The organism is Sutcliffiella horikoshii (genome assembly GCF_008180725.1).
In the GTDB taxonomy this organism is placed as follows: domain Bacteria; phylum Bacillota; class Bacilli; order Bacillales; family Bacillaceae_I; genus Sutcliffiella_A; species Sutcliffiella_A horikoshii_B.
In genome coordinates this window covers 98,054-113,542 of record NZ_VTEV01000002.1, presented here as the reverse complement: position 1 = coordinate 113,542, position 15,489 = coordinate 98,054, and the positions used below count along the sequence as shown (strand labels likewise).

14 protein-coding genes are annotated in these 15,489 nt (G+C 41.4%); 9 read left to right on the top strand and 5 right to left on the bottom strand.

The features are described from left to right. The first annotated feature begins 364 nt into the window (after positions 1-364). From rluF to FZC76_RS04495, 5 genes are all read left to right on the top strand, one after another. Positions 365-1,072, top strand: coding sequence for a 23S rRNA pseudouridine(2604) synthase RluF (rluF, locus tag FZC76_RS04515; RefSeq protein ID WP_148987084.1), 708 nt, complete (start codon positions 365-367; stop codon positions 1,070-1,072). Between the two features lie 217 nt (positions 1,073-1,289). Continuing rightward, on the top strand, positions 1,290-2,402 hold the full coding sequence (locus tag FZC76_RS04510; protein ID WP_148987083.1) for an ABC transporter ATP-binding protein: 1,113 nt from the start codon (positions 1,290-1,292) through the stop codon (positions 2,400-2,402). Then, positions 2,392-3,195: an ABC transporter permease gene (locus tag FZC76_RS04505; protein WP_148987496.1), complete on the top strand. Its 804-nt coding sequence runs from the start codon at positions 2,392-2,394 to the stop codon at positions 3,193-3,195. The genes FZC76_RS04510 and FZC76_RS04505 overlap by 11 nt, the downstream gene beginning before the upstream one ends. A 1-nt stretch (position 3,196) precedes the next feature. Continuing rightward, on the top strand, positions 3,197-4,003 hold the full coding sequence (locus FZC76_RS04500) for an ABC transporter permease (protein ID WP_148987082.1): 807 nt from the start codon (positions 3,197-3,199) through the stop codon (positions 4,001-4,003). Beyond that, positions 4,000-5,073: an ABC transporter substrate-binding protein gene (locus tag FZC76_RS04495; protein WP_148987081.1), complete on the top strand. Its 1,074-nt coding sequence runs from the start codon at positions 4,000-4,002 to the stop codon at positions 5,071-5,073. Before FZC76_RS04500 ends, FZC76_RS04495 begins: the two co-directional genes overlap by 4 nt. Positions 5,074-5,107: 34 nt before the next feature. On the opposite strand, the gene FZC76_RS04490 is transcribed toward FZC76_RS04495, so the two are convergent. Next, the gene (locus FZC76_RS04490; RefSeq protein WP_148987080.1) at positions 5,108-5,935 is read right to left on the bottom strand and encodes a glycosyltransferase family 2 protein; all 828 of its coding nucleotides are present in this window, start codon (positions 5,933-5,935) and stop codon (positions 5,108-5,110) included. A gap of 238 nt (positions 5,936-6,173) precedes the next feature. Here FZC76_RS04490 and FZC76_RS04485 point away from each other — a divergent pair, with 238 nt between their 5' ends. The 4 genes from FZC76_RS04485 to FZC76_RS04470 all read left to right on the top strand — a co-directional run bounded on the left by FZC76_RS04485 (position 6,174) and on the right by FZC76_RS04470 (position 10,181). Next, the gene (locus FZC76_RS04485) at positions 6,174-7,019 is read left to right on the top strand and encodes an ABC transporter ATP-binding protein (protein ID WP_148987079.1); all 846 of its coding nucleotides are present in this window, start codon (positions 6,174-6,176) and stop codon (positions 7,017-7,019) included. Then, complete coding sequence (locus FZC76_RS04480; protein ID WP_148987078.1) at positions 6,970-7,911, top strand: iron-hydroxamate ABC transporter substrate-binding protein; 942 nt, start codon at positions 6,970-6,972, stop codon at positions 7,909-7,911. The genes FZC76_RS04485 and FZC76_RS04480 overlap by 50 nt, the downstream gene beginning before the upstream one ends. A gap of 255 nt (positions 7,912-8,166) precedes the next feature. Continuing rightward, positions 8,167-9,180 carry a FecCD family ABC transporter permease gene (locus tag FZC76_RS04475; RefSeq protein ID WP_148987077.1) on the top strand — a complete coding sequence of 338 codons (1,014 nt, stop codon included), beginning with the start codon at positions 8,167-8,169 and terminating at the stop codon, positions 9,178-9,180. Continuing rightward, positions 9,177-10,181: a FecCD family ABC transporter permease gene (locus FZC76_RS04470; protein ID WP_148987076.1), complete on the top strand. Its 1,005-nt coding sequence runs from the start codon at positions 9,177-9,179 to the stop codon at positions 10,179-10,181. Before FZC76_RS04475 ends, FZC76_RS04470 begins: the two co-directional genes overlap by 4 nt. A 139-nt stretch (positions 10,182-10,320) precedes the next feature. Here FZC76_RS04470 and FZC76_RS04465 read toward each other — a convergent pair whose 3' ends face one another. From FZC76_RS04465 to FZC76_RS04450, 4 genes are all read right to left on the bottom strand, one after another. Then, the gene (locus FZC76_RS04465) at positions 10,321-10,998 is read right to left on the bottom strand and encodes an ABC transporter ATP-binding protein (RefSeq protein WP_148987075.1); all 678 of its coding nucleotides are present in this window, start codon (positions 10,996-10,998) and stop codon (positions 10,321-10,323) included. Continuing rightward, positions 10,998-12,638 (bottom strand): ABC transporter permease, encoded by a 1,641-nt coding sequence (locus FZC76_RS04460; protein WP_148987074.1) that lies wholly within the window; start codon positions 12,636-12,638, stop codon positions 10,998-11,000. Before FZC76_RS04460 ends, FZC76_RS04465 begins: the two co-directional genes overlap by 1 nt. A 142-nt stretch (positions 12,639-12,780) precedes the next feature. After that, a complete protein-coding gene (locus FZC76_RS04455; RefSeq protein ID WP_262372402.1) occupies positions 12,781-13,854 on the bottom strand; it encodes a Fe(3+) ABC transporter substrate-binding protein in 1,074 nt (357 codons plus the stop codon). 177 nt (positions 13,855-14,031) lie between these two features. Beyond that, complete coding sequence (locus FZC76_RS04450) at positions 14,032-15,429, bottom strand: MBL fold metallo-hydrolase (protein WP_148987073.1); 1,398 nt, start codon at positions 15,427-15,429, stop codon at positions 14,032-14,034. Positions 15,430-15,489: the final 60 nt, after the last annotated feature.

Below are 15,489 nucleotides of genomic sequence, written 5' to 3'. Positions count from 1 at the left end.
TACTAACTATATTCGTAAACTTCCAATATTTCAATATATGTTTTTCAAAGATGAACATATTTTCATGATTAAAAATACCTAGATAAGAAATATGTCGAAAAATTTGCAGATAAATACTAGGTTTCTAGTATTTTGAATGGTAGAAATTACATAAAGAAAAAATAAAGGGGTCTGACCCGCTCTCCGTTAAAGCGTTAAAGTACCACAAAAAACCTTCACACTTCTATTAGTTCTATATTAGTTCTATCCTCTATTTGTAAGCGGTCCTTTGTTTATTGTATGATAGGGTACATATATAGAATTATTCCTCACTTCTTCCTATATAAGAGTGAGTTCATTTTTTCATATAAGGACGTGTACTAGAATGAGAATAAATAAATTTATTAGTGACTCTGGTGTTGCTTCAAGACGCGGAGCAGATAAATTGATCGAAGAAGGTAGAGTGAAGATTAACGGAAAGGTAGCCAAGATTGGTGGTCAGGTAAACCCTGGAGACGAGGTTTTGGTCAACGGACAACTTATCCGGATTGCCAGAGATAATGTTTATATTGCGTTGAACAAGCCAATTGGCATTACTAGCACCACTGAGAAAAAAGTAAAGGGAAATATCATTGACCTAGTGAACCATCCGTTACGTCTTTCTCATATAGGTCGTCTTGATAAGGAATCGGAAGGTTTGATCCTGCTAACAAACGACGGTGATATCATTAATGAAATTTTGCGCCCAGAAAACAAGCATGAAAAAGAGTATATTGTATCGGTCGACAAACCGATTACTCCGGATTTTGTGAAGCAGATGTCTGAGGGCGTTAAGATACTAGGTACAAAGACACTCCCATGTGAAGTTGAACAGTTATCGAAGTTTGATTTTAAGATTATTTTGACTCAAGGATTAAACCGTCAGATCCGTCGCATGTGTGCAGAGCTTGGGTATGAAGTTTTAAGGCTGCAGCGCACACGGATAATGAATATTGAGCTTGGAAATCTACCGATGGGACAGTGGCGCGACCTTAGCAAAAAGGAAAAACGCCAGCTGTTTGCTGAATTGAATTATGAGCCTAAGGAATGGTAAAGAAGATGCTTGTCTCAGCGACCATAAATTGGTTGTGGGACGGGCATTTTTTTATATTGTTTTTTCAGGCAATTCCTGTATAATTGTCCCGAATCATGAATTATTATGCTTAAAAATACATTTTGGATTCTGTTAATCACCGCTGGTCGTTTACTCGTCAGCTTAATGCTACTTTACTGGAATCATATATTAGAATTTTTTGTTTAGGGAGGTTGCTATGACTAACGCAATTATTCAGTTTAAAGATGTTCGCAAGCAGTTTGACAATGATCCTGCTGTACTCAACGATGTTAGTTTTGAAATAGAACGCGGGAAGTTTTATACCCTGCTCGGCCCTTCTGGCTGCGGGAAGACGACTATCCTTCGTCTGATTGCCGGCTTTACGGAGGCAACGGCGGGGGACATTTATTTTAACGGGAAGAAAATTAACGATGTACCTGCCAACAAACGCCAGGTAAACACGGTATTTCAAGACTATGCTCTTTTCCCTCACTTAAACGTATATGAAAATGTCGCATTTGGGTTGAAGATCAAGAAGATGAAAAAGGCGGATATTGAAAAAAAAGTGACCGAGGCGCTTAGCTTCGTCAACCTTGAAGGCTTTGAGTCACGTGAAATCAGGGAAATGTCTGGCGGTCAGCGCCAGCGTGTAGCGATTGCGCGTGCCATAGTAAATGAGCCGGAAGTAATTCTATTAGATGAACCACTATCCGCACTTGACCTTAAACTGCGCACGGAAATGCAGTATGAATTAAGAGAGCTCCAACAGCGTCTTGGCATCACGTTCATTTTTGTTACGCATGATCAGGAAGAAGCCCTTGCGATGTCAGATGAGATATTCGTCCTTAATGAAGGGCAAATTATTCAAAGCGGGACGCCGACTGATATTTATGATGAGCCAATCAACCGATTTGTGGCAGACTTCATCGGCGAATCCAACATTGTGGAAGGACGAATGATCAAGGACTTCCTTGTAGAATTTGCGGGCAAGCAATTTGAATGTGTGGACAAGGGACTAAAAGATGACGAGTGGGTAGACATTGTTATCCGACCTGAGGATTTAGCCATCACCACACCAGCAGAAGGGAAACTTCAGGTGCGAGTGGACTCTCAACTGTTCCGTGGCGTTCATTATGAAATAAGCAGCTATGACCAAGAAGGAAACGAGTGGCTTGTACATTCTACTAAAAAAGCTTCTGTCGGGGATCAAATTGGATTGTATTTTGACCCGGAGGCTATTCATGTTATGCGCCTTGGGGAATCAGAAGAGGATTTTGACAGACGTCTAGAGGGTTATTCCCATGCAAGCGGAGAGAGTCATGGAAAATAGACTGACAAAAAATCTTCACTTTATCCCCTATGCTCTTTGGATTGCGTTATTTGTCATAGCGCCGTTACTACTTGTTCTCTATTATTCTTTTTTTAATATAGAAGGAAATCTGTCACTGGAAAATTATCAAAAGTTCTTTACTCCCGTTTATTTAAAAATGACGCTGAGTTCGTTTTGGTATGCATTCCTCATAACCGCCATTACACTTTTGATTGCCTATCCGACGGCGTTACTGTTAACCAAAACCCGTCACAAATATTTGTGGCTATTGTTGCTTATTGTTCCTTCTTGGATCAATTTGCTCCTAAAAGCTTATGCGTTCCTAGGCATTTTCGGTACTTACGGGATGGCCAACAGTTTCTTGGAAGTCATCGGAATTGGTTCACAGCAGATATTATTCACAGACTTTAGTTTTGTTTTCGTTTCCGTTTATATATTTATTCCGTTCATGATCTTGCCTATTTTCAACGCACTAAATGAACTGAATCCAACACTGATAGATGCTGCAAATGACCTTGGTGCCTCCCGTTTTACAACGTTTTGGAGAGTCACGCTGCCGCTTACGTTGGACGGGGTAAAAGTCGGATGTCAGATTGTTTTCATTCCGGCGTTATCTCTATTCATGCTGACAAGATTAATAGCCGGTAACAGGGTTATCACTCTTGGAACAGCAATCGAACAACATTTCCTTGTGACGCAAGACTGGGGAATGGGTTCGACCATTGCCGTATTTTTAATTATCATCATGTTCCTTTTCATGAAATTGACGAGCAACAGAAAGCGAGGAATCTAACATGGGTAATAGAAAAACATCTCCGTTATCGACGTTATTTCTCGTCTTCATTTTCACTATTCTTTATCTACCTATTTTTTTCCTCGTGTTTTACTCGTTTAACAGCGGAGGAACGATGTATGATTTTGAAAGCTTTACATTCGATTGGTATAAAGAGCTGTTCGCTGATACGCGACTGCTTATTATCGTATTGAACACACTATTGATTGCTTTACTTTCCGCCCTAATTTCAACCATTATCGGTGTGATGGGAGCAATCGCCATTTATTCTTTTAAAAACAGGAAAATAAAAAGCACTTTATTATCTTTAAATAATGTATTAATTGTCAGCCCTGACGTGATTATCGGTGCTTCTTTCCTCATTCTTTTTACCATGGCTGGCATCAAGCTTGGCATGTACTCTGTCTTACTGTCCCACATTGCCTTTTGCGTACCTATTGTCGTATTGATGGTTTTACCGAAGCTCCTGGAAATGAGCCCAACCTTAATTGACGCGGCACATGATTTGGGGGCAAGCCGCTGGGATGTGATGAGAAAGGTTGTTCTGCCGTATATCACACCAGGGATATTTGCCGGTTTCTTTATGGCACTGACCTATTCTTTGGATGATTTCGTTGTGACATTCTTTGTAACAGGGAATGGATTCACCACCCTTTCTGTTGAAATTTACTCCCTTGCCCGCCGTGGAATAGCGCTGAACATAAATGCACTATCCACCTTGTTGTTCTTGTTCACCATTGTTCTTGTGATTGTTTACTACTTCATCACGGTGCGCAATAAGCCTACTGGAATGGGGGTTAGACGATGAAAAAACTTATACAGTTCATGATTGCGATTGTGTTGGTATCAGCAGTCCTTTGGTACGCGATTACAGAATTGAACTCTGCTCAAGGATACTCTGGTGGAAACACGTTGACGATTTACAACTGGGGCGACTATATCAATATGGATGTGGTCGAGCAATTTGAAAAAGAAACTGGTGTGAAAGTTATCTATGAAACGTTTGACTCGAATGAAGCGATGAAAACAAAGATAGAACAAGGCGGAACCACTTATGATATTGCGGTTCCATCGGAATATATGATTGATAAAATGATTAAAGAAGATCTGCTTATACCACTAGATCATTCTAAACTCCCGAATTTAGGAAACATTGACGATCGATTCATGGATCTACCTTTTGATCCAAAAAACAAATACTCTGTCCCCTATTTTTGGGGAACGGTTGGTATTGTTTACAATCCTTCCATGTTAGATGGGAAAGAAATTTCAAGTTGGAATGATCTTTGGGATGAAGATTTGAAAAATGAAATCCTCCTGATAGACGGTGCCCGGGAAGTGATGGGGATGGCCCTTAACAGTTTAGGCTATTCCTTAAACGACACAAATAAAGAGCACATGCTTGAGGCGAAAAGAAAGCTTGATACGCTTACTCCTAACATCAAAGCTATCGTCGGGGATGAGAACCGAATGTTGATTGAAAATGAAGAAGCAGCCATCGGACTCGTGTGGTCTGGGGTTGCTGCTGAAATAATGTGGGAAAATGAAGAACTTGAATATGTGGTTCCGGTCGAAGGGTCGAACTTGTGGTTTGATAACATGGTCATACCGAAAACGGCAAAGAATGTGGAAGCCGCCCACCAGTTTATCAACTTTATGTTAGATGCGGAAGTAGCAGCAGAAAACACAGAGTATGTGAGCTACTCTACGCCAAACAAGGCCGCCATGCCGCTTCTAGATGAAGAGCTGACAGGTGACGAACGTTTCTATCCGCCACCAGAGCTTACAGAGAAACTTGAGGTGTATGAGAACCTCGGGAAAAGAAATCTCGCTTATTATAATGAACTGTTTTTAGAGTTTAAGATGCATGGTAAATAATTTTGTAGGAAAGGGATTCATTCCTTTCCTATTTTTATGCCTCTTCAAGCCTTCCTAATCGTTGCAACTTAGAGATAAACGGCATTCCGTTCCAAATAATCTTGCTTGGAGCTTCCCTCTTTTTCACTTCTGGTTCCTCAAGCAGCAGCCAGAAATTTTTCGTCTCCAGCTCTCCTAGATTATGTTTTTCTGACAAGCGATCCAAGTAACATCTCATGCTACTTAAATCCTTGGACTGATTGCTATTTTCTTCAGAAAAATCATAAAGTACCCCTGCAACCTCTGATCTTGCAACGTTGAATTTTTCAGATACCCTCAAGAAAAAGTCCCAGTCCCAATAATTTTTCATTTGTGGATCAAACTTACCGATTCGATCATGGAGATAGCTTCTATAAAGGCAGCCGGATGGGACAAACGTAGAAAACTTTCTCATTGCATCTAAATCTAGCGCATAGGCGAACAGATGCCTGTTTTTTGCCTCCCGAACTCCATTCTTCCTTACATACTGCACAATCTCCACATCTGAATAGACCAGATCAACATTTTTTATCTTTTCTATCATTGTTTCCAGGTGGGTGGGGACAATCAGATCGTCATCATCTATGAGCATGATGTATTCCCCTTTGGCAAAAGAAACTCCAATATTCCTAGCCTGGACATGCTTTACATTCTCCGTCAAATCTATAATGGTAAGATCTAATTCTGGATAGTATTCTTTTAGACTATCCACTCTTCCCCCTCCATCATTAATTACGATAACCTCAAAATCTTTTCTTGTTTGCAGAACGAGAGCTTCCATCAACTCGGAAAGCATTGTAAATCGGTTATATGTAGGGATGATGACAGATACTAGTGGTAACAAAGATCTCAACTCCCCGAAATATTATTAAAACTAGTTCTTTTAACCTATTCATTATATTCTTTTTTCATTCTTATGACGACTAACAACTCTTTACGTTGAAAATGGGAATTACTTCTTATTGATTTTCTTTCTCAATTAGCCATTGACATCCTACTTTAATAGTCTTATAGTAATACTTGTAACGAAACTGATAATCATTATCAATAATGTAAACTTACTTTAAACTGGAGGTTACATAATGGTTCGCCTACATACAAAGGACCTGAACATTGGCTATGGTGAACGCTTAATCATCAAAGATCTATCCATAGAAATACCAGATAAACAGATCACGACGATTATTGGTTCTAACGGCTGCGGAAAATCCACGCTCTTAAAAGCCATTACCAGAATTATCTCCCACCAATCTGGAGCTATCCTGCTCGATGGACAAGAGATTGCCAAAGAAAACACCAAATCACTGGCAAAAAAAATGGCGATTCTGCCTCAGACACCTGAAAGTGTAAGCGGATTAACCGTTGGCGAACTGGTTTCTTACGGTCGTTTCCCCTATCAAAAGGGATTTGGAAGACTGACCAAAAAGGATTATGAAGTCATAGATTGGGCACTAGAGGTGACTGGAACAACCGAGTTTAAATACCGCCCGGTTGATGCCCTATCTGGGGGTCAACGTCAACGCGTCTGGATTGCCATGGCTCTTGCACAGGAAACGGAAATCATTTTCCTAGATGAGCCTACCACCTATCTAGACATGGCTCACCAACTGGAAGTGCTCGAACTGTTGCAACGCCTCAATCGTGAGCAAGAAAGAACCATTATCATGGTCCTGCACGATTTGAACCAGGCTGCACGATTTGCTGATTACCTGATTGCTTTAAAAGACGGCAACATCATCAAGTCTGGTAATTGCGAAGAAGTAATAACATCGGAAGTTTTAAGACGCGTTTTTCATATCGATGCTGAGATTGGGAGAGATCCAAGAACAAATAAGCCTATGTGCTTAACTTATAACTTACTTAAAGGAGACAACCAAGATGAAAAAATTAATGATTCCATTCGTATTCCTGCTATTGCTGGTCGTTAGTGCCTGCGGAAACACCAATAATAATGCTAGTAATAATAGTACTAATAGTTCTAATGAAGGAAATGCTTCCTCTTCTGAAACAATTACATATGAAGCAGAAACGGGACCAATTGAAGTACCTGCAGATCCACAAAGAGTCGTAGTATTGAACTCTTTTGTAGCTGGAAATGTCATGGCACTTGGAACTAATATTGTTGGGACGGATTCTTGGGCAATGGCAAATCCGCGTTACCAGGAGTACCTTAAAAATGCAGAAGAGATAACCGATCAAGACCTAGAGAAGATTATTGAATTAGATCCAGACTTAATTATTGCTGCCTCCAACACAAACAATCTGGAGCAATTAGGCGAAATTGCACCAACTGTCGCCTACACTTACGGTAAAGTGGACTATCTTACACAGCACGTAGAAGTTGGAAAGTTATTGAACAAAGAAGAAGAAGCTCAAAATTGGGTGGATGACTTCAAGACCCGCGCGCAAGAAGCAGGAGAAGAGATCCGCGCTAAAATCGGTGAGGACGCAACTGTTTCCGTTATCGAGAATTTCGATAAAGAGCTTTACGTTTTCGGCGATAACTGGGGACGTGGAACAGAGATTCTTTATCAAGAAATGAAATTGAAAATGCCAGAAAGAGTGAAGGAAGAAGCACTAGAAGCTGGATATTATACACTTTCTTTTGAAGTACTGCCTGAGTTTGCTGGTGATTATGTAGTATTCAGTAAGAATTCTGATGGAGATACTTCTTTCCAGGAAACAGACACGTACAAGAATATTCCTGCAGTGAAGAATGGTCAGGTTTTTGAAGCGGATGCGAAAGAATTCTATTTCAACGATCCGATCTCTCTTGATTTCCAGTTAGAGTTCTTTAAAGATAGCTTTTTAGGAAACTAAGACATTTTTGGAGGGATGCTTCTTTTAATAGAAGGTCCCTCTTATTCTATTGTTACTACCATTGTTTTTGCTTGAACCAGAGTTGATCTCCGTTCCAGGCGCTTCGCTTTCCGCGTGCGGTCCGGGAGCCTCCTCACTTCGTTGCGGGGTCTCCCCTGTCTCTTCCTCCCGCAGGAGTCTGCGCGCCTTGCACTGCGATCAACAATTTTATACATAATATTAAACTCCCATTCTAATATAGAAAAGATGAGGCACATGAAGATTGCGTTGGAACGGAGCATTCCTTTTACAATAAAATTTGTTGGGGCGGTCATCGTCTTTGCGGCGGTGTTTTTTGCTGCGATGGTTTTTGGGGCAGCTGATACCACACTTCGAGATGTTTGGCTGGCTTTAACTTCACCGGGAACGAGTGGGGATAAAATCTTAATAATCCGTGAGATACGCCTGCCACGGGAAGTAGCAGCTATTTTTGTGGGAGCTGGTTTATCCGTTGCTGGTGCCATTATGCAAGGGATGACAAGGAACCCTCTTGCAGACCCAGGCCTTCTAGGTTTGACGGCTGGAGCGAACGCGGCGCTTGCAATCACGCTGGCATTTTTACCTTCTATAAACTACTATGGCATAACCATTGCTTGTTTTATTGGAGCCGCAGTAGGGGCTATTATGGTGTTTGGTTTAGGCGCCATGAAAAAGGGCGGATTTTCTCCTCTGCGAATCGTTCTTGCAGGTGCTGCTGTTTCTGCATTTCTTTTCGCCATAGCGGAAGGGGTCGCGCTGACCTTTAAACTGTCACGTGATGTCTCAATGTGGACTGCCGGGGGAATTATTGGAACGACATGGGGCCAATTGCAGTTAATTATTCCATTAATTACTGTTGGCATGCTTGTGTCTCTTTACCTATCCAGACAACTGACCATTCTTAGCCTCAGCGAGGAAGTTGCAGTAGGGTTGGGGCAGAAAATTGCTTTTGTCAAATCGGTATTGTTTGTTGTAATTATTTTATTAACTGGTGCTTCTGTGGCACTAGTTGGAAATATGGCCTTTATTGGACTAATGGTCCCTCATATCGTCCGCGCCATCGTGGGAACGGATTACCGTTTTATCCTGCCAATGTCTGCGCTAGTTGGAGCTACCTTCATGCTTTTTGCTGATACACTGGGGCGTACCATAAATGCTCCTTTTGAAACGCCTGTTGCAGCAATCGTAGCAATGGTCGGTCTCCCCTTCTTTCTTGTTATTGTTCGTAAAGGAGGGAAAGCATTCTCATGATTCATCCGTCAATTGTTCGTAAACAACGTATTATTGTAGGGGCTTTGGCTTTACTTATTTTAACTACCATTGTTGTTGGTATTGGAGTTGGACCAGCATCTCTGTCGTTCGACAGGTTAATACCAACCATATTAGGTCAAGGAAGCTTTAAAGAAGAATTTGTTTTGTTTTCCATCAGGCTTCCTCGGATTGTCATTACGATACTTGCCGGCATGGCACTTGCATTATCAGGTGCTATTCTTCAAGGGATCACCCGTAACGACTTGGCGGACCCAGGAATTATTGGAATAAATGCAGGGGCCGGTGTGGCTATCTCTGTCTTCTTCTTGTATGTTCCTATTAACGTTGGTTCCTTTGTCTACATGTTACCAGCGGTTGCATTTTTTGGAGCGCTAATTACGGCTATGTTGATTTATTTGTTCTCTTATCAGCGAAATGGCGGTCTACAGCCTGTTCGTCTCGTGTTGGTCGGAGTAGGGTTTTCCATGGCACTCTCTGGTATGATGATTATCTTGATTTCCTCTGCGGAGCGTGTAAAAGTGGACTTCATTGCCAAGTGGCTGGCAGGTAACATCTGGGGCACGGATTGGCCATTTATATTGGCTTTGTTGCCTTGGTTACTTGTGTTGGTTCCTTTTACGTTGTATAAAGCCAACCGTTTGAATTTGCTTGGCATGAGTGAGCCTGTGGCAATCGGGGTTGGGGTATCTATTGAGAAAGAACGCGTCGTTTTGTTATTGACGGCTGTAGCATTGGCCGCTTCTGCGGTCTCGGTGACCGGTGGTATTGCTTTTGTTGGTTTAATGGCCCCTCATATTGCGAAATCATTGGTGGGACCTAGAAACCAATTGTTCCTGCCTGTGGCGATTTTGATTGGCGGCTGGCTGTTATTGTTTGCGGATACGGTAGGGCGTAACCTGATTGATAGCGGGATTCCAGCAGGTATCATGGTCGCGTTGATAGGAGCACCTTACTTTATGTATTTGTTGTTGAAGAAGTGAGGCTGGGAAATTATAAGGGGGCTCTGTTACCGTTTTTGCTTTCGCAGAGGCGTTTCGGGCTTTGAGACGTTAAAAAGGGGTCTGACCTTCAGTGCTTTAAAGCGCTGAGGGTCAGACCCCTCTTTATCTCTTTACCACTTTAACTCATCACCAAATCACACGCTTTATTCACCAGTTGTCCCTCATCAATGTATAATATTCGGTCGGCAATGGCTTTGGCGTCTGCAAAGTCGTGGGTGACGAAAATGGAGGTGATGCCTGTTTTCTTCAGGATCTCTTTTAACTCGTCTCGAATCTTTTCCTGAAGATGCGCATCCAGGTTACTAAACGGCTCATCCAGCAACAATAGAGACGGTGCCGGTGCCAAAGCTCGAGCCAGGGCTACACGCTGCTGCTGTCCTCCACTAAGCTCATATGGATAACGATGCCCGTAATCAGCCAAGTTGATTAAGCTAAGCATTTCTTCTAATCGCTCCTGCTTTTGCTTCCGGTTCATTTTCCGCAATCCGTACTTAATGTTTTGGGCTACTGTCATATGCGGAAACAAAGCATAGTCCTGGAACACGACCCCGATACCACGTTTTTCCGGGACAATGAATTTCCTTGGATCAAACATTACTTCTCCGTTTATTTTCATGCTTCCTGAGGTTGGATTTTCAAGCCCCGCGATGATGCGCAGCAACGTACTCTTCCCACTTCCACTTTTTCCAAGAATAGATATGATTTCTCCACGGTCAATGTCCACCTGAATATGATCAAGTGTATTCTTTTTTGTATTTTTATATTGAAACTGCAAGTCTCTGATCTGGATAAACATTAGTTTGCCTCCTTATCAAGCACACGGTGAAAAATGAAAATACATAATGCACTTATGAAGATAATCATCAGGGAAGCAATGGAAGCTTCCTGCACGCGTTCATCATTTGCATATTTAAAAGCTTGAGTCGCAAGTGTTGAAAAGTTAAAAGGTTGTAAGAACAAGGTTAACGGTAATTCTTTTAAAATATCCACAAATACTAAGATAAAGCCACTGGCGATTGCCCCGCGCAGCAACGGTAGGTCGACCATGAAGAACGTCCTCAATGTTGACGCACCAAGCATCCTAGAAGTTTCCGAATACCTGTTACCCACTTTTTCAAACCCAGCTTCAATATTATTAAAGCCAATAGCAAGGAATCGTATCACATAAGCAAAAATCAACATAACTAAAGTCGTTCGCAGCACAAACTCAGGTTTTAAGTTAAATTGCGCAAGGAACGTCACAATATACTGATCTAATGAAATAAATATCGTAATAACCGCAATCGCAATGGCAGCTCCAGGAATGGAGTATCCTAGTGTTGTCACCCTTGCGATAAACTTAGTCAACAGACCTGACTGCAACCTTGTGTAGTTCGAAATGATAAGTGCCACCAAAATAATCATAAGAGAAGCAATAGATGCTACAAACACGGAGTTTTTTGCAAGTATGATAAATTCTGCGTTAAATACTTTGTCATACGTCATGAACGCCCAGCTCAACAGCTGTAGCAAAGGTATGATAAATGCAATGGTAAACACTCCGAAACAATAAGCGAATACCCCCCATGCTTTTGCTCCAGTAAGCTTCTTCGGCTGAATGGGACGCACTTTGGAGGAAGGATCAAAGAATTTCTTTCTTCCCCTAACCACTCTTTCAAACATTAGGACAACCATTACCAACACCATTAAAGTTCCTGCCAACTTTAAAGCGGAATCAAGGTCCATCATTCCATACCAAGTACGGAAAATGGCCGTACTGACTGTTTGAATGCCAAAATAACTTGTAACTCCATAATCATTTAGCACTTCTAAAATAACTAGAGTGACACTTCCTACGATTGCCGCTCTTGAAATCGGCAAGGCTACCCGGAAGAACGTATCCACATCATTTCCACCTAGCAATCTAGCATTCTCGAGTACCGAAGCTGATAGGTTCTGAAAAAAGCTCCTCGTAATTGCATAAACGTAAGGAAACAAGGTGACGGTGAAAATGAAGATAGCCCCTTGCATACTCATGATATCGAAGTAAGCCTGATTCACCTGTATATCAAACGAGTTCCGCAGGGTGGTTTGTACGACACCTGTATAGTTTAAGATACCGTGAAACGTATAAGCAGCAATGTATGGCGGTATGGCCAATGGAAGAATCAACGCCCATTTTAAGAAGTTTCTCATCGGAAACTGATAAATGGTGATCAACCACGCAAGACTTGTGCCAATCAACATCGTTGCTATTGCCGTAAAAATAATGATTACCGCGGAATTTTGCAGATAATCCTTTAATAAGTATTCTCGTATATGAAGCCAGTTGTCGTTTCCTTCTGTAAAGAATTCAACGGCTATAAGTAGATTTGGAATTAAAATAATCGTTATAAAAAGAAGACTTGCAAGAGCCCATCCTTTATGATGTACCCTTGACCAATGAAACCGATTCACAGATGACACATCCTTCGTTGCCTCTTTGTTTCTCCATTCTAAATTATAACGAAAATCATTCTCAAATGGAACAAAAGATTCCAAATAAATAGAACCGAAGCACTATCTTGTATGCTTCGGTTCCAGGTTTGTTCATATTTAATTACTTCCAACCAACTTCGTTAAAGATGCGAATTGCCTCTTGTTGGTTTTCACCTAGTTTAGAAAGGTTGATATCTTGCTCTTTAAATTCACCCCAAGATTTTAATAGTTCAGAAGGTTCTACTTTCTCATTTACAGGGTATTCAGAGTTAGCTTCCGCAAATTGACCTTGTGCTTCTTCGCTACTTAAGAATTCGATGAATTTAATGGCATTTTCTTTATTTTTAGCATGCTTTGTCACGCCAGCACCACTGATGTTAATGTGTGCACCAGTTGTTTCTTGGTTCGGGAAGAATACGCCAATGCTTTCCGCTACTTTCTTCTCTTCTTCATCCGTACCATTTAACATACCACCAAGATAGTACGTATTCATGATCGCAACATCCGCTTCTCCTGCTGCAACAGCCTTCGCTTGGTCGCGGTCTCCACCTTCAGGGTCACGAGCCATGTTATCTGCAATTCCTTGTGCCCATGCTTTTGCTTCGTCTTTACCCATGATGTCAATGAAAGATGCTAAAAGAGACATATTGTACATATTCTCAGAAGTTCTGATAACTACACGGTCTTTCCATTCCGGTTCAGCCAAAGCCTCATAAGTGGAAAGTTCTTCTGGGCTTACACGCTCTTTATGATATACGATAACACGCGCACGCTTTGTTAATCCAAACCATTGATTGTCAACATCACGTAATTTTTCTGGAATATTTTCAACTAGTACATCACTCTCAACCGCTTGAAGTAATTCAGCTTCTTTTGCCTGATGAAGGTTACCAGCATCTGAAGTAATAAATACATCCGCTTCTGTAGCTTCCCCTTCAATGTTTAAGCGCTCCATTAGCTCGTCGCCTTTACCTTCTACCACGTTCACTTTAATACCAGTTTCTTCTTCGAACCTTTTGTAAAGCTCTTGGTCCGCTTCATAATGACGGCTTGTATATAGGTTAACAACTTCTCCTTGCTCGTTCGTTGCTTCGTCGTTGTTCCCTGCCCCATTGTTATTAGTGCTGCTCACACAGCCTGTTAAAGCTAACATTAAAGCTAGCATCATACTTAAAATGACAGTAAACTTTTTCACTATGTACACTCCTTATGTATGTAATTTCATTTGAAATGATAATCACTCTCATTAACTATTGTAGTGATAATCATTTTCAAGTCAATACTATTTGGAACATTTCCTCAAAATTTATTTGTGTTCCACGTGAAACGTATGAAGGTGCAACCAGTTTAACTGATTACACCTTAAATCATTTTATTGAATATCCTTTTGCCACCTTGCATATCCTCCAAGCATATTACGGACATCCTTCACCCCTTTTGCCTGCAGCAGACTAATTGCAATTGAGGACCTTACTCCAGAACCACACTGAAGTATTAGCGGCCGATCTTCCGGCACCTCATCCAACCTATCAAGCAAAGTGCCTAGCATCATATGTTTCGCGCCTTCAATATGTCCACTCTTCCACTCTGAATCATGCCGTACATCAATGACTTGCGCACCTTCTGCAAGCAATTCCTTTGCCTCTTTCGGTGTAATATCATGATAGGACTCAAGATTAGCGGTCATTCGGATTGCAAGGTCCACGTCCATACAAAAGTGGAGATTATCAATTCCTATTGAAAGAAGGGCTTTTTGTATTTCCTCAAGCTTATTAGGATGTGTCAACAAGTATAGCGGCTGTTCATAATCAATAATCCAACCAGCCCAGTTAGTAAAAGCCTGATTGAATGGGATGTTGATGGTTCCTTCTATATGCGCTTTTGAAAAGAGTGCCGCTTCACGAGTATCAATCACCTGTGCCCCTTCTTTTAATTTCTTTGTTAAAATATTTATATCATCCAACCGTTCGGGTCTCTGTAGTTCTAAGGTATAATTAGGCCCGACTTTATTCACATGCTTCATGATGCCAAAATACTTTGGAGGTTCCGGCTGTCCTTCCAACAACTCCGACGCAAAACTCTCAAAATCATCATGCTGGAATGCCCAGTTCACTCGTTTTTCATAGCCAACAGTCGAAGATGGAATGGCACCTAATGATTTTCCACATGCACTTCCTGCCCCATGGCCTGGCCACACTTGAACATAATCTGGAAGTTCCTTAAATTTATTCAAAGAGGCATACATGTCTTTTGCCCCCTTATCAGCTGTACCTTCCTTTTGTGCCGACTTTTCCAGAAGATCCGGTCTGCCGACATCGCCGACAAAAACGAAATCACCTGTAAAGATACCCATTGGATGTTTTGTTTTCGCTCCACCATCTGTTACTAAAAAAGAAAGGCTTTCTGGTGTATGACCTGGCGTATGTAACACCTGAAACACAATATTTCCAAGTACTATTTGATCCCCATCCCTCACCAATTGATGAGGAAGGCTTTCAATATTTTCATACTTCCAATCCTTATCCCCTTCATTTGACAGATACATTTTCGCACCTAAGCGTTTTGCTAGTTCCCTCGAACCCGCAACAAAATCTGCATGAATATGTGTTTCCAACGCTCCAACAATACGAAGCCCTTCTTTTGTTGCAGCCTCTATATATGGCAGGATATCCCTTGCCGGATCAATGATGAATGCTTCCTTGGACGCTTGACAGCCGACCATGTAGGAAGCCTGTGCCAATCCTTCGTCATAAAAATACTTCAGTAACATTCCTTCTCCTCCTGTTAAGCCGTTTTGCTTTTTATTCCCTTTTAAGGTTCTCCCTAACCA

What these genes read in the sequence shown, in the direction of transcription:
- rluF (WP_148987084.1), top strand. Translation starts at nt 365, where the DNA reads ATGAGAATAAATAAATTTATTAGTGACTCTGGTGTTGCTTCAAGACGC.
- FZC76_RS04510 (WP_148987083.1), top strand. Translation starts at nt 1,290, where the DNA reads ATGACTAACGCAATTATTCAGTTTAAAGATGTTCGCAAGCAGTTTGAC.
- FZC76_RS04505 (WP_148987496.1), top strand. Translation starts at nt 2,392, where the DNA reads ATGGAAAATAGACTGACAAAAAATCTTCACTTTATCCCCTATGCTCTT.
- FZC76_RS04500 (WP_148987082.1), top strand. Translation starts at nt 3,197, where the DNA reads ATGGGTAATAGAAAAACATCTCCGTTATCGACGTTATTTCTCGTCTTC.
- FZC76_RS04495 (WP_148987081.1), top strand. Translation starts at nt 4,000, where the DNA reads ATGAAAAAACTTATACAGTTCATGATTGCGATTGTGTTGGTATCAGCA.
- FZC76_RS04485 (WP_148987079.1), top strand. Translation starts at nt 6,174, where the DNA reads ATGGTTCGCCTACATACAAAGGACCTGAACATTGGCTATGGTGAACGC.
- FZC76_RS04480 (WP_148987078.1), top strand. Translation starts at nt 6,970, where the DNA reads ATGAAAAAATTAATGATTCCATTCGTATTCCTGCTATTGCTGGTCGTT.
- FZC76_RS04475 (WP_148987077.1), top strand. Translation starts at nt 8,167, where the DNA reads ATGAAGATTGCGTTGGAACGGAGCATTCCTTTTACAATAAAATTTGTT.
- FZC76_RS04470 (WP_148987076.1), top strand. Translation starts at nt 9,177, where the DNA reads ATGATTCATCCGTCAATTGTTCGTAAACAACGTATTATTGTAGGGGCT.
- FZC76_RS04465 (WP_148987075.1), bottom strand. Translation starts at nt 10,998, where the DNA reads ATGTTTATCCAGATCAGAGACTTGCAGTTTCAATATAAAAATACAAAA.
- FZC76_RS04450 (WP_148987073.1), bottom strand. Translation starts at nt 15,429, where the DNA reads ATGTTACTGAAGTATTTTTATGACGAAGGATTGGCACAGGCTTCCTAC.